Genomic DNA, 14,014 nt, shown 5'->3' with positions numbered 1-14,014 from the left:
CCCTAAAAATCCTCCGCGCGACACAGCGGTTCAGGCGCGCCGCACACTCTCGCGCGGCCGCCCCCGCCTGCGAGCCGCTGCACAAAGCCCTCCACACTCATGCGCCCCAAATCTTCGCCCTCGTGGCTGCGCACGCTGACGAACCCGGCGTTCTGCTCCTTCTCGCCCACCACCAGCAGGTAGGGCACGTGCAGGGCACGGTGTTCGCGCAGTTTGTGGCTGATGTTCTCGTCGCGCAGGTCGCCCTTGGCCTGGATGCCGGCGCGGCGCAGGGCCTCGACTATCCCTTGGGCGTACTCGGCTTGGTCCTCGTTGATGCTCAGCACCACGGCTAGCGGCGGGCGGCTCCAGGTGTGCAGTTCCGCCGGCGACGGCCAGCAAGTGCCGTAGATGCGGTGCAGTACGCCGCTGGCCGAATGCAGGCTGCGCAGGTGGGTGAGGCTGAAGGCTTGCAGGATCGTACTCGATGGAATCAGCGGGCCGGGGTGGGGCGCGATGAAATCGACGAGCCGATACAGCGTCACCTGTGCGTCATCCGCCAGGGCGTGCAGTTGCTCCACGAAGTACGGCTCACGGCGCTGGCGGAACAACGCCAAGGCCTGCTCGCGGCTTGTCGGTTCGCGGTGAAAGGCGTGGTTGGTGGCCGCCAGGGCCTGCATACGCGCTTGCAGGGCGGTCAGCGCGGCGTCGTCCAGGGCCTGGTCGCAGGCGAATTCATAGGAAAACCCATCCCCCAGCACCGCCCCGGCGCGCAAGCGTGCGTGCGGGTACAGCTGCTTGACGGCCATGGCCAGCAGCAGCGCGCAGGAGTGGCGCAGGATCTCCAGCCCCTCGGGCTCGCGTGGGGTGATGATGCTGACGCGGGCGTCGCCCTCGATCATGAATGCACTGTGCACTTGCACGCCGTCCACCCGCCCGGCCACCGCTGCGCGGGCCAGGGGCAGGCTGATGCTGGCCGCCACCTCAAACACGGAAAGGGGCTGATCGTATTCACACAAGGAGCCGTCTGGCAGGGTGATGCGGATCATGGTCTAAGGCGCTCGGTAACGGTGGTCGGTAGAACGGATTTAACCCATGAACCGCAAAGGCAAACCCTGACAGCCGTCATGGATTCGGTTGTCATGCCAGGCAATTTGCCCGCTTACCAGCGTGGTGGCCACGCGATGGCGAAACGTTCGCCCGGCGAAAGGCGTCCAGCCGCACTGGGCAAGGATCGGCTGGTCGGCCAACGCCACGGGTGTGGGCTCGGCCCGGATCAGTACCAGGTCGGCCCAGTAGCCTTCACGCAGGTAACCGCGATCGGGAATCCGGAACAGATCCGCCACGCGGTGGCTGGTTTTGGCGACGAGTGTGGTCAGCGGCAACAGGCCATCGGCCACCAATTCCAGCAGCGCGGGCAGGGCGTGTTGTACCAAGGGTAGCCCGGCCGGCGCATCAAAATAGGGTAGTTGCTTCTGCGCCCAAGTGTGGGGCGCGTGGTCGCTGCCGATCACATCGAGGCGATCACTGAGCAGTGCCTGGCGCAGGGCATCGCGGTCGGCGAGGCTTTTGATCGCTGGGTTGCATTTGATGAGGTTGCCCAGGCGCGGGTAGTCGCGGTCGTCGAACAGCAAATGGTGCAGGCACACCTCCGCGGTGATGCGTTTGTGGGCCAGGGGTTTGTCCTCGAACAGCGCCAGCTCGCGGGCGGTGGTCAGGTGCAGCACGTGCAACCGGGTGCCGTGGCGCTTGGCCAGGTCCACCGCCAGGGACGAGGAGCGAAAGCACGCCTCAGCGTTGCGGACCAACGGGTGCGCGGCGGCGGGGATGCGCTCGCCGAACAGCGCCCGCAGGTTCGCCTCGTTGGCCTGGATGCTCGGCGTGTGCTCGCAGTGGGCCAGCAGCACAGTGGGCACGTTGGCGAATAGGCGCTCCAGCACTTGGGGGTCGTCCACCAGCATCTGCCCGGTGGAGGCGCCCATGAACACCTTCACCCCGGCCACCGTGCACGGGTCGAGGGCGGCCACGGTGTCGAGGTTGTCGTGGCTGACACCAAAGTGGAAACCGTAGTTGGCCACCGAGTGCAGGGCGGCGCGGCGCTTTTTGTCGTCCAGGGCGGCCAGGCTCAGGGTGGCGGGCGCGGTGTTGGGCATGTCCATGTAGCTGGTGATGCCCCCGGCCACGGCGGCCCGCGACTCGCTGTAGAAGCTGCCTTTGTCGGGCGCGCCCGGTTCGCGAAAGTGCACCTGGTCGTCGATCATCCCCGGTAGCAGCCATTGGCCCTGGGCGTCGATTTCCACCTGGGCGTTTGCGCCGCTGATGCTGCGGGCGATTTTCACGATGCGGCCGTGATCCACCCACAAGTCGGCGTCGAATTCGCAGCCCTCGTTGACCAACCTGGCGTTGCGGATCAGCACGCTGGCCATGGTCAAAACTCGTTCTGCAGGGCTTTGTAGCCGCGCACCAGATCGACGTTGGTGCGCGCCACGTCTTCGGAGAACTCCGAGGCGCTGACGCTGACCGGTGCGAACTGCGAGAGGTCGGTATTGGGCCCGATGCGGGTGGTGGAGGGCACGTAGAAGTCCGGTGGCAGGTCGCGGCCATCGACCACCGAGTTGTGCCGCACCACGCAGCCGTCGGCCACGGCGCAGTTGAACAGCACGCTGTTGAAACCGATGAACACCCGGTCGCCCACCGAGCACGGGCCGTGAACGATGGAGCGGTGGGCGATAGAGGTGAACTGGCCGATGGTCACCGCCGCGCCGGATTTAGAGTGGATCACCACGCCGTCCTGGATGTTGGAGTTGGCGCCGATGGTGATCGGGTCCATGGCGCCTTGGGCGTCCACTTCGTCGGCGCGGATCACGGCATAGGGGCCGACGAAGACGTTTTCGCCGATCACCACTTTGCCGCAGATGATCGCGGTCTTGTCCACGTAGGCGGATTCGGCAATCACCGGCAAATCGCCGGACGGGTTTTTGCGGATCATGGCGCGCCCCAATTCCAGCGGCTTTCGGCCACGGCGTCGTGGGCGTGCAGGCTTTCGGCGTGGGTTACCCGCAGGCGAAAACCGTTGACCCCGGGCGAGCGCTTCAGCGCCAGGTGCAGGCGCCGCGCGGCGTCTTCGCAGAACATCAGGTTTTGCCCGTTGGCCAGGGCGAAGGCTTGCTCGTCGGCGCGTTTCACTGCGGTTTGCACCGCGGTGCCGAGGGCGGCTTCGGCGTCGTTGATAAGGGCGATCAGCGGCAGGCCGTCGAGGTAATCGCCCAGGCGCAGGTGCAAACGGGCGGTGCTGCGCTGGCTGTGGGGCGTGGCGAGAATGCCCTGGGTGGAGCCGAGCCACGCGAGAACATCGGCGTGGTGCAGGGGCTTTTGCGCGAAGTCGTCGACGAACTGCTGCTGGATCAACTGCCGCGACAACGCCGCCGAACAGGGGCAAGTGGAGGAGTAAACCACGTCGATTTTTAGTTCCACGTGGAACATTGCGTTTTCTAGCCGCGCTTCGATGACCACCGGGTAGGTTTTCCAACCGGCCAAGGGGCTGACCAGTGCGGGCCGTTTGAGCAGTAAGTCGAGGTGAATGCGCAAAGACGCGGCGTTGGATAAACCGGTGTGGCTATCGAGAAACCGCTGCAAAACTTCACGCAACAGCGCGGGGGAAAGGGTTTGCTGTTCGAGCATTTCCAGGGCCAGGTACAGGCGCGACATGTGAATGCCTCGCGCTTGGCCGTCGTCCAGGCTCACGCCCGCGTCGGCCCTGGCGCTGATGCGCTGGCCGTCGAACACCACGGGAAGGGCAATGCCGCACATGCCTACCCAGTCCAGTGGCAAGGCTTGGCGTGAGGCCTGCGCGGCGATATCCGGCAGAGTCAGCGCGTTCATGGGGGGAGGTCCGTCGTGGCGGGAATTTGCGAATGTTACATTATAACTTTCCATTCGGTGGAAAATTTCTTACTGTTATGAAGTAACGTTTAGCCTTTCCTGCGCCGCGCACGTGTCATCCCTGTACGCCGACCGGCCGCCCCGATGAGGAACACCCCATGCCCCACCGCCTCCCCGTTACCGTGCTGTCCGGCTTTCTCGGCGCCGGCAAGAGCACGCTGCTCAACCATGTGCTGCGCAACCGCGACAACCTGCGGGTGGCGGTGATCGTCAACGATATGAGCGAGATCAACATCGATGGCAGCGAAGTCCAGCGCGATGTCAGCCTGAACCGCGCCGAAGAAAAACTCGTGGAGATGAGCAACGGCTGCATTTGCTGCACCCTGCGTGAAGACCTGCTCGAAGAGGTCAGCAAACTGGCCCGCGAGGGGCGGTTTGATTACTTATTGATCGAATCCACCGGCATCGCCGAGCCGCTGCCGGTGGCGGAAACCTTCACCTTCCGCGACGAACAGGGCCAGAGCCTGGCGGATCTGGCGCGCCTGGACACCATGGTCACGGTGGTCGATGGCCTGAATTTCCTGCTGGACTACCAGGCCGCCGACAGCCTCGCCTCCCGAGGCGAAACCCTGGGGGAAGATGACGAACGCTCCATCACCGACCTGCTGATCGAGCAGGTCGAGTTCGCCGATGTGATCCTCATCAGCAAGATCGACCTGATTGGCCAGAATGAGCGTGAGGAATTGATGGCGATTTTGCGCCGGCTCAACACCCACGCCGAGATTCTGCCCATGGTCATGGGCGCGGTAGCGTTGGGGAAAATCCTCGACACCGGGCGTTTCGATTTTGAGCGCGCGGCCCTGGCGCCGGGGTGGCTCAAGGAGCTGCGCGGCGAGCACGTGCCGGAAACCGAGGAGTACGGCATTGCCTCCAGCGTTTATCGGGCGCGGCGGCCGTTCCATCCGCAGCGCTTCTACGACTTGATCGAGGGCCCCTGGCTCAATGGCAAATTGCTGCGCTCCAAGGGGTTCTTCTGGCTGGCCAGCAAGCCCGAGGATGCGGCGAGTTGGTCCCAGGCTGGCGGTTTGATGCGCCATGGCTTTGCCGGTAGCTGGTGGCGTTTTGTACCGCGCGAGCAGTGGCCCGAGGACGCCGAAAGCACGGCGGCGATCATGACCAATTGGTTGCCCGAAACCGGCGATTGCCGCCAGGAGCTGGTGTTTATCGGCCAGCACATCGATTTTGCTCGGCTCAATGCCGAGTTGGATGACTGCCTGCTCAATGACGCTGAAATGGCCATGGGCGTTGAGGGTTGGCGGTCACTGGCCGACCCCTTTGGCCCCTGGTTCGACGCCTGAGGCGTGATGGGCGTAGCATCGGCTCCCTTCCCCTTGCGCAGACAGTTGCACGCCATGCTGCAGAACATTCCCACCCACGTGATTGCCGGGCCTTTGGGTGCCGGCAAAACCAGCCTGATCCGGCACTTGATGGCCCAGCGCCCGGCCCATGAACGCTGGGCGGTGCTCATCAACGAGTTTGGCCAGATCGGCCTGGACGCGGCCCTGCTGACCCGGGATGAGGATGGCGTGGCCCTGGGGGAAGTCGCCGGGGGCTGTTTGTGCTGTGTGAACGGTGCACCGTTCCAGGTGGGGCTGGGCCGCTTGCTGCGTAAGGCACGGCCGGACCGCTTGTTTATCGAGCCTTCGGGCCTGGGCCACCCAGCGCAGTTGTTGCGCCAGTTGCGTGAGGCGCCGTGGCAGGGCGTGTTGGCGGTGCAGCCGTGCGTGCTGGTGCTCGATGCCCAGGCGTTGGCCCGCGGCAAACCCCTGCCCGACGCCCAGCAACAAGCGCTGGGCAGCGCCGGGTTGCTGGTGTTGAACAAGGACGAAGGCTTGCTGGAGGCTGATCGCCAGCGCATTGCCAGCCAATTGCCCTCTGTACCGCTGCGCTGGACCCGCCAAGCGGCGTTGGCCTTGAGTGAGCTTCCTGGTGGGCAGGCGACAGCGGGCGCGCCCCTGGCACATTTCGCGGTGCCCCAAGGGCTGGCGCAGCTCCCGGCGATCTGGCGCGCGGTGGACGTGCCGATCTGCCTCAGCCAGCAACAGGAGGGTGGCTGGAGCATTGGCTGGCGCTGGCACCCGAGCCAGGTATTTGACTGCGCTGGGCTGGACGCCTGGTTGGCGGGGCTTGCGTGGCGGCGGGCCAAGTTGATTGTCCACAGCCCGCAGGGGTGGAGGTCGGCCAATGCACTGGACCGCGAAAACCTGGCATGGCAGCCCAGCGAATGGCGCCAGGACTCGCGCATCGAGCTGATTTTCGATCGGGAGCAAGATACGGTCGCGCTGACTCGTGCCCTGGTGGCCATTCGGCTAGGTCCGCTTTAAGCGCCCGCCAGGGTTGGAGTAAGGTGCGCCTCTGCGTATTTTTGAGGATTGCCCATGGCGAAGTCCTTTGTAGCAAGCGGGCTGTTGATCCTTGCCGCGTTGTTCACCACGTCCGTGCAGGCGCTGGAGTTCAAATCCAGCCCGGCAGTGGCGGGGATTTTCGCGGCGGCCAAGGTCAAGGGCACGTTCGTGCTGTACGACGTCAGCGCCGCCACCTTCACCGGCGTCGATGCCGAGCGCGCCGCCACGCGGTATTACCCGGCCTCGACCTTCAAGATCCCCAACAGCCTGATCGGCCTGGCCAGCGGCGCGGTGAGCAGTGTTGACGAGGTGCTGCCCTACGGCGGCCAGCCGCAATTCATCAAGAGTTGGGAGCAGGACATGGGCCTGCGCGAGGCCATCAAAATCTCCAACCTGGCGGTGTACAAGGAACTGGCCCGGCGCATAGGCCTGGCGCGCATGCAGGCGGGTGTGCGGGCATTGGGGTATGGCAATGGTGAGGTTGGCACCCGCGTCGAGACCTTTTGGCTCGATGGGCCGTTGCAGATCAGCGCCGTGGAGCAGGCGCGCTTTTTGGCGGCGTTGGCCCAGGGGCAATTGCCGTTCCCGGCCGAGGCGCAGGCCAGCGTGCGTGAAATCACTGAGTTGGAAAAAGGCCCGGGTTGGACGCTGTACGGTAAGACCGGGTGGAACACCCGCTACACGCCTGGCCTGGGCTGGTGGGTGGGGTGGGTGGAGCAGGGCGGCAAGGTCTACAGCTTTGCGCTGAACATCGACATGCCCAACGGCATGGCCGACGCGCCCAAGCGTGTGGCGGTGGGCAAGGCCAGCCTCAAGGCCCTGGGGCTGCTGGCGCCTTGAGTCACTGGCGCCACTTGGTGTGTTCCTGGCGCCACTGGCTCAGTTCGATGACGTCGGCGCTGGGCGGCGGCGGTTCCTTGACCACGATCGGGTAGGGCGCCAGTTCGATGTGCGCGCTGTGGGCGCCAAATTGGGTGATGGTGCCGTTGTGGCGGGCTTCACCGGTGACGGTGAACTCGAAGGTGTAGATGCGCGCCAGGCGCCGCCGGCCATTGGCGTCCTTGACGATGCCGATGCGCTTGAGGGCGACGTTGCCGTCCAGCAGCTCGATGTCGAGCTTGGCGCAATGCTGCTTGACCCGCTCCAGTGCGCGCTCGCGCAAGCCGTGGTTGTGCCACAGCCAGGCGCCGCCGGTGGCCAGCAGCATCAGCACGAAGATATTTCCCAGGGTCAGCATGTGGTTCGCTCCAACAAGTTGCCGCCAGCTTAACTGCCTGCGCGCTCTGTCGTACAGGCTGTGTTTAGTCGCATACTGCGCGGCTTGAATGTCACCGGTTTACGGAAGTTACCCATGAAACGTACGCCCCATTTGCTCGCTATCCAGTCCCACGTAGTCTTCGGCCACGCCGGCAACAGTGCCGCGGTGTTCCCGATGCAGCGGGTTGGGGTGAATGTCTGGCCGCTCAACACCGTGCAGTTCTCCAACCACACCCAATACGGCCAGTGGGCGGGCGAAGTTTTGGCGCCGCAGCAGATCCCCGCGCTGGTGGAGGGCATCGCCGCCATTGGCGAATTGGGCCATTGCGACGCAGTGCTGTCGGGCTACCTGGGCAGTGCGGCCCAGGGGCGGGCGATCCTCACGGGCGTGGCGCGGATCAAGGCGATCAACCCCAAGGCGTTGTACCTGTGCGACCCGGTGATGGGCCACCCGGAAAAGGGCTGCATCGTGCCCGCCGAGGTCAGCGATTTCCTCTTGGAAGAGGCGGTGGCCATGGCCGATTTTCTGTGCCCCAACCAACTGGAGCTGGACAGCTTTTGCGGGCGCAAGCCGCAGTCGTTGTTCGATTGCCTGGCGATGGCGCGCTCGCTGTTGGCGCGCGGGCCTAAAGCGGTGCTGGTCAAGCATCTGGATTATCCGGGCAAGGTCGCGGACGGTTTTGAAATGCTGCTGGTGACGGCCGACGGCAACTGGCACCTGCGCCGGCCGCTGCTGGCGTTTCCGCGCCAACCGGTGGGGGTGGGGGATTTGACCTCCGGGCTGTTCCTCGCCCGGGTGCTGCTGGGCGACAGCTTGCTGGCGGCGTTCGAGTTCACCGCGGCGGCGGTGCATGAAGTGCTGCTGGAAACCCAGGCCTGCGCCAGCTATGAGCTGGAGCTGGTACGCGCCCAGGACCGCATCGCCCATCCGCGTGTGCGGTTCGAGGCGACGGCGATCAGTTTGTAACGCGCAAAAAACAGTGGGAGCGAGCCTGCTCGCGATAGCGGTGTATCGGCCCGCCACGTTTGGCGGTGATACAGGCATCGCGAGCAGGCTCGCTCCCACAGGGGTTGTGTTGCAATGCAGTAGCGGCCGTCAGATCAGCCCGGCTTCATCGTCATTAATCAGGCCACCCAGGCCACCCAAGGCTTCCCGCGCCTGGGTGCGGTCCATCAATTTGGCCTGCGCCGCCGGCGGCAGGTCGGTGACGCGAATCACCCCCTTGCTGGTCAGCACCTGAATCAAGTCGTCGAGTACCCGGATCATGTCCAGGTCGCTCTGTTTGAGTTGCTTGAGGCTGACTTCCACGGCTTCGTTGGCGTACCAGTCCTGGATTTCGTGGTTGTCGGCCGGCAGGGTTTCCGTCGCCTCGGCATAGGCGGTGGCTTCCACGCGGATCAACTGCCCTTGAGCATCGCGTTGCACGTAGAACATTGAGCATCCCTCATGTATGGACCAGCGTCGTGCTGTCAGCAGCATAGGCCAACTGGACGCGAGTATGCGGTGCAAAGCGCCGATCGTCACGGACGTGACGCGGCGAGCGAAGCCGGCGACCGCCCGGGTGGGCGGCCGCAGGGGCTCGATCAGTTGTTGTTGTGGTCGATCTTGATGGTCGGGTCGTTACCGGAAATCAGTGAGTTGAGGTTCACGTTAGACCAGTTGTTGCCTTCCAGTTTGATCGTCACATCCGCGTTGGCCATGCCGCCGGCATCATTGAGCTTGCCTTCGGAACTGACCTGCAGGGTGGAGACGCCTTCCACGGTGGTGATCTTGAGGAAGTTGTCGATGGTGCTGCCGCTTTCGCCCTGCAACAGGTCGCGCAGGTCGATACGGTCACCTTCACCGGCCTTGAAGTCCTTGATGACATCGTTGCCGGTGTCACCCGCGCGCCAGACGAAGGTATCGGCACCCGAACCGCCGATCAGGATGTCATTGCCCTGGCCGCCGATCAGTGTGTCGTTGCCCGTGCCGCCGAGCAGGATGTCGTTGCCTTTGCCACCGTCCAGGTAGTCGTTGCCGCCCTGGCCGAACAGGATGTCGTTGCCGGCACCACCCAGCAGGTTGTCTGCGCCGTCATGGGCGCCAGAGACGTCGAACTCGTTGTAATGCTCGGTGACGTACTGGTGCACATTGCTGGCGCTGACTTTGCTGACGTCCACCCCGGACTTCTGCGCGACATACGCCTGCATCGCCTGGTAACCCTCGCCGGAGATGCCGCCGAAGCTCACCAGGTCGCCGAAGATGATGTCATTGCCATCGCCGCCACTGACCTTGTCGGCACCCGGCAGGGTGGCCTCGGTGTGGCCGAGGATGGCGTTGGCCAGGTCGTTCGGGTTGATGTTGGTTTGCGGTTTGTTATCGCTGTCGAACGGGCTCAGGTCACCGGGCTTGATGCTGTTGTTCAGGCCAATCGCCTCGACGGTGGACAAGCCTTTGAGCAACAGGAAGCTGCTGGCCGAATCTTGACCGGTCCAGTAGTCGGTGCTGCTGCCCGCGCCTGCCTGGCGCGAGATTTCATAGGTGCCATCGCCCTGGGCGCGGATGGTGCCCAGGTTGCCGCTGTCCTTGTACCAGTTGCCTCTCCAGTCCTGGGAGTAGCTGTTGACCTTGCCGCTGCTGGTGACCAGCACGTAGTTGGTGCCGCCCAGGTTGATGTAGGCGGTGTCACCCAACTTGTAGTTGTTCACGTTCAGGTAGTCGTCCAGACGCATATCGGTGCCGCTGTAGGAGTCGGCCACGATAGGGTTGGGCGATTCGCCGGTTTGGTAGAACGTCGGCTTACCGTCGGTGATGAAGTAGGTCAGGTTTTCCGCACCCGCGTTGCCCTTGGCCATGGTGCTTTGGAAGAAGTTGGCCGTGGTCTTGAACGCATCTTCATAGTTCGTGCCGCCGTTGGCGTACATGCCCTTGATGATGTCGCCCAGTTTGCTCAGGGCCAGTGGGTCCTTCAGGTTGATCGCGATGCTGGAATTGACCTGGTCGGAGAAGGTGGTCAGGAAGATGTTCACCGTCCCCGAGGTGCTGCTGCCCAGGCTGTCCTGCAACGTCTTGAACATGTTGGTCATGGACGTTTTGGCGGCGGCGATGGAGTCGTCCATGCTGCCCGAGGTGTCCATGATGAACGCGATGTTGTAGTTCTTGCCTTGCACCACGTTCAGGCCACCGATGTCGGCGACGATGATGTCGTTGCCATCGGTGCCGGGGATGGTGTCGTCGTTGGTGGTGCCGATGACCGGGTTGTACACCGCCGGGTGCACGGTGACCGGAATCGTCCCGGTGCTCACGGCCGAACCGCCGAGGGACTCGGTGGAGGTCGAGGTCACGGTCAGGTCGAACTTGCCGTTGTAGTACGGCGGTGGCGTCAGGGTCAGGCCGCCCAGGTTCCAACCGGTGACGTTGGCTTCGCCGGAGTCGCCCACGGTGAAGGTATGACCGGCGTCATCGCTGAGCACCATGCCTTTGGGGAAGCCGCTGATTTTCACACTCAGGCTTTCGGAGCCGTCGGTGTCGGTCAGCGCGGTGGTGATCGGGGAGATCTTCACCTGGCCGTTTTCCGCGCCTTCGTTGAGTTTGTAGCCCTCGTAGTAACCCTCGCCATTGGCACCGTGCAGGTCAGAAACCGACACGCCGGCGTTCACCAGGTCAGTGACCGTCGGGTACATCGGCAGGTTGGCCTTGCCCAAGTCGACCGGCGTGCTGCCGTTGATCGACAGGTTCACGTCATAGCTGCCCGCGCCGCTCTGGTTATGGTGGTAGACGTCCAGGGTGTAGTAGCCGCTGGTGGTTGGCTTGAACTCGCCGGTCAGCGCGCCGCCGTTGCCCCACAGGGCGCTGGCGACTTTCTGCCCGCCAATGGTCACCAACAGGCTGTCGTCGCCGGTGCCGGAGAAGGTGTAGGTCTTGCCCGCTTCCAGGAAGATCAAGCCCGAGGTTTTCGACGCGGTGCCCGCCGCCACATCGGCGCTGGACTGCACGTTGGTCACCAGGGTGCTGCTGTTGGGTTTACCCGCGGCGTCGATCACCGACTTGAGGGTGTCCGAAGGCGCGCCGTTGCCGTTGGTGCCCAGGCCGGCGAGGCCGGTCCAGACTTCCTTGGTCAGGCCGATGGAGGCCACGTTGTTGCCGGTGATGTTCAGCGTCGGGGCGTCAGCCTGCGGCGTGATGTCGACCTTGAGGGTCACTTCGTTGCCCAGGTTGAAGCCATCGTTTGGCTTGTACTTGATCTGCGCGTAGTCGGCCTGCTTGTTGCCCACGCCGGTGCCGCCGTAGCCATCGGCACCCGATTGGTTCGCGGACGGAGTGAACTTGAGCTTGCCCGCGGCGATATCCGCCTGGGTGATGGTCTGGCCTGCGCTGACCGCCACGCCGTTGAGCGTGAGCTTGCCGGCGGCGTTGTTCAGGTCGGTGATGGTGATGCTCAGCGGGCTGTCGCCATCGACATCGCTGACCTGGAAATCACCCCACTTGAGCGTCAGCGTGGTGTCTTCCACGCCAGTCACCTGGCCACCGACGGCCACAGGCGCGTGGTCGTTGTCGATGATGACGGTATCGACAAAAGACTTGCCCGCGTCGATGCCGATGTTCTCGAACTTGCCGCCACTGACCGAGTCGATGGTGACCTTGAAGTTCTCGGAACCCTCGACGAGCTTGTCATCGATGGTCGCCACGTTGAACCCGACGCTGGTGCTGTTGGCCGGGATCTTGACGGTCACCACACCGGTGAAGTCGGTGCCATCGATCGCGGTGCCGCTGTAGCGCAGGGTCACCGTGACATCGGCCAGCGGCTTGTCGCTCAGGGTCAAGGTGTAATGGGCGGTGCCGCCTTCAACCACCGACGTGTCGCCGGAGATGCCGACAGTCACCAGGTCACCCTGGCCGGCCGGTTCATCGGTGACCGTGGTGGTTTTGGTGGCTTGGTCGAGGGTCAGTTTCTCGAAGCGATCGGCGCCCTCGCCAGTAACGGTTTCCAGTTTGTTGACCATCGGCGCTTGGCCACCGGTGTAGACATCATCCTTGGCAGTAACCGTGGTTGAGCCCGTGGTGCCGTTGGCCGGGATGCGCACGATGGTGCCGTCGGTGAGCTTGAACTCCAGCGGGCCGTGGTTAGCCATCGGCATGCCGGCGGCGTTGGTCAGGGTCACGGTGTAAGTCACTGCACCACCTTCGGCCACCGAGGACTTGTCCACGGTGAGCTTGGCAGTGACTTCGGTTTCGGTGTCGTTAACCTTCACCGAGGTGTCGTTGCCGATCACCAGGTTCTCGAAGGACTTGCCGGCAACGGTGGCGGTCTGGATGCCCATCGGCACGGTTTCGCCGTCTTTGTAGACGTCGTCGCCTTGCGCGGCACGCTCGTAAGGAACGCTCAGTTCGCCAGCCTTGATAACCACGACTGCGCCGTTTTTCAGGGTCACGGTGAGGTCGTAATCCAGTTTCTGGCTGACGCTGACGGTGAATTTCTGTGCCTGGTTTTCAAACACAGGGCCATCGCCCGTGATGCTGACGGTGACCTTGTCACCCTGGCCGGTCGGTTCATCAGTGACCGTGGTGGTTTTGGTGGCTTGATCGAGGGTCAGTTTCTCGAAGCGATCCGCGCCCTCACCAGTGACGGTTTCCAGCTTGTTGACCATCGGCTGTTGGCCGCCGGTGAACACGTCATCCTTGGCATAGACAGTAGCGCTGCCGCTGGTGCCGTTGGCCGGGATACGCACGATGGTGCCGTCGGTGAGCTTGAACTCCAGCGGGCCGTGGTTAGCCATCGGCATGCCGGCGGCGTTGGTCAGGGTCACGGTGTAAGTCACTGCACCACCTTCGGCCACCGAGGACTTGTCCACGGTGAGCTTGGCAGTGACTTCGGTTTCGGTGTCGTTAACCTTCACCGAGGTGTCGTTGCCGATCACCAGGTTCTCGAAGGACTTGCCGGCAACGGTGGCGGTCTGGATGCCCATCGGCACGGTTTCGCCGTCTTTATAGACGTCATCGCCTTGCGCGGCACGCTCGTACGGAACGCTCAACTCGCCAGCCTTGATAACCACGACTGCGCCGTTTTTCAGGGTCACGGTGAGGTCATGGTCGAGTTTTTGGCTGACCGAAACGGTGAATTTCTGTGCTTGGTTCTCGAAGACCGGGCCGTCGCCAGTGATCGAAACAGTCACCTTGTCGCCTTCGCCGGTTGGCTGATCGGTAACGGTGGTGGTGTGTTCTTTCGGATCGAGGGTCAGTTTCTCGAAGTCATCGGCGCCTTCAACCCCAACCAGTTTGTTCACCAGGGACGGTTGGCCGCCAGTGAACACGTCATTGGTGGTTTGGACGACCGCAGTACCGGTGGTTTCGCCTGCTTTGACGGAGATTTTGGTGCCGTCGCTGAGGGTGAAAGTCAGCGGACCATGGCTCTCCATCGGCAGGCCGGCTTTGTTGGTCAGCGTGACGGTGTAAGTCACGTCGCCGCCTTCGGTGACGGTGGTTTTATCCACAGTCAGGGTGGCGACCACTT

11 protein-coding genes are annotated in these 14,014 nt (G+C 63.6%); 4 read left to right on the top strand and 7 right to left on the bottom strand.

The window, feature by feature from the left end:
- Nucleotides 1-2: 2 nt before the first annotated feature.
- From AC19YT_RS21460 to folE2, 4 genes are read right to left on the bottom strand one after another with little or no spacing between them, the layout of a single operon-like run.
- Complete coding sequence (locus AC19YT_RS21460; RefSeq protein WP_500610939.1) at nt 3-1,028, bottom strand: His/Gly/Thr/Pro-type tRNA ligase C-terminal domain-containing protein; 1,026 nt, start codon at nt 1,026-1,028, stop codon at nt 3-5.
- A gap of 39 nt (nt 1,029-1,067) precedes the next feature.
- A complete protein-coding gene (locus tag AC19YT_RS21455; RefSeq protein WP_500610938.1) occupies nt 1,068-2,405 on the bottom strand; it encodes a dihydroorotase in 1,338 nt (445 codons plus the stop codon).
- Nucleotides 2,406-2,407: 2 nt separating this feature from the next.
- Nucleotides 2,408-2,968, bottom strand: coding sequence for a gamma carbonic anhydrase family protein (locus tag AC19YT_RS21450; protein ID WP_095110098.1), 561 nt, complete (start codon nt 2,966-2,968; stop codon nt 2,408-2,410).
- Nucleotides 2,965-3,861 (bottom strand): GTP cyclohydrolase FolE2, encoded by an 897-nt coding sequence (gene folE2, locus AC19YT_RS21445; protein ID WP_500610937.1) that lies wholly within the window; start codon nt 3,859-3,861, stop codon nt 2,965-2,967. The genes AC19YT_RS21450 and folE2 overlap by 4 nt, the downstream gene beginning before the upstream one ends.
- A 158-nt stretch (nt 3,862-4,019) precedes the next feature.
- Between folE2 and zigA the strand changes: the two genes are divergently transcribed.
- From zigA to blaOXA, 3 genes are read left to right on the top strand one after another with little or no spacing between them, the layout of a single operon-like run.
- Nucleotides 4,020-5,219: a zinc metallochaperone GTPase ZigA gene (gene zigA / locus AC19YT_RS21440; RefSeq protein WP_500610936.1), complete on the top strand. Its 1,200-nt coding sequence runs from the start codon at nt 4,020-4,022 to the stop codon at nt 5,217-5,219.
- 54 nt (nt 5,220-5,273) lie between these two features.
- Complete coding sequence (locus AC19YT_RS21435; protein WP_095110358.1) at nt 5,274-6,245, top strand: CobW-like GTP-binding protein; 972 nt, start codon at nt 5,274-5,276, stop codon at nt 6,243-6,245.
- Between the two features lie 54 nt (nt 6,246-6,299).
- Nucleotides 6,300-7,106: a class D beta-lactamase gene (blaOXA, locus tag AC19YT_RS21430; RefSeq protein ID WP_500610935.1), complete on the top strand. Its 807-nt coding sequence runs from the start codon at nt 6,300-6,302 to the stop codon at nt 7,104-7,106.
- 1 nt (nt 7,107) lies between these two features.
- Here blaOXA and AC19YT_RS21425 read toward each other — a convergent pair whose 3' ends face one another.
- On the bottom strand, nt 7,108-7,503 hold the full coding sequence (locus AC19YT_RS21425) for a DUF3301 domain-containing protein (protein WP_095110090.1): 396 nt from the start codon (nt 7,501-7,503) through the stop codon (nt 7,108-7,110).
- 114 nt (nt 7,504-7,617) lie between these two features.
- Here AC19YT_RS21425 and pdxY point away from each other — a divergent pair, with 114 nt between their 5' ends.
- Nucleotides 7,618-8,490 (top strand): pyridoxal kinase PdxY, encoded by an 873-nt coding sequence (pdxY, locus tag AC19YT_RS21420; RefSeq protein ID WP_095110088.1) that lies wholly within the window; start codon nt 7,618-7,620, stop codon nt 8,488-8,490.
- A gap of 129 nt (nt 8,491-8,619) precedes the next feature.
- Here the strand turns inward: pdxY and AC19YT_RS21415 are convergent, their stop codons facing one another.
- Together AC19YT_RS21415 and AC19YT_RS21410 are read right to left on the bottom strand one after the other, a co-directional pair.
- On the bottom strand, nt 8,620-8,958 hold the full coding sequence (locus AC19YT_RS21415) for a tryptophan synthase subunit beta (RefSeq protein ID WP_095110086.1): 339 nt from the start codon (nt 8,956-8,958) through the stop codon (nt 8,620-8,622).
- A gap of 149 nt (nt 8,959-9,107) precedes the next feature.
- On the bottom strand, nt 9,108-14,014 hold a 4,907-nt coding region (locus tag AC19YT_RS21410), incomplete at its 5' end, for an immunoglobulin-like domain-containing protein (RefSeq protein WP_500610934.1).

It is taken from the genome of Pseudomonas sp. MF08875 (genome assembly GCF_059862525.1).
This window is presented reverse-complemented; position numbering and strand designations above follow the sequence as displayed.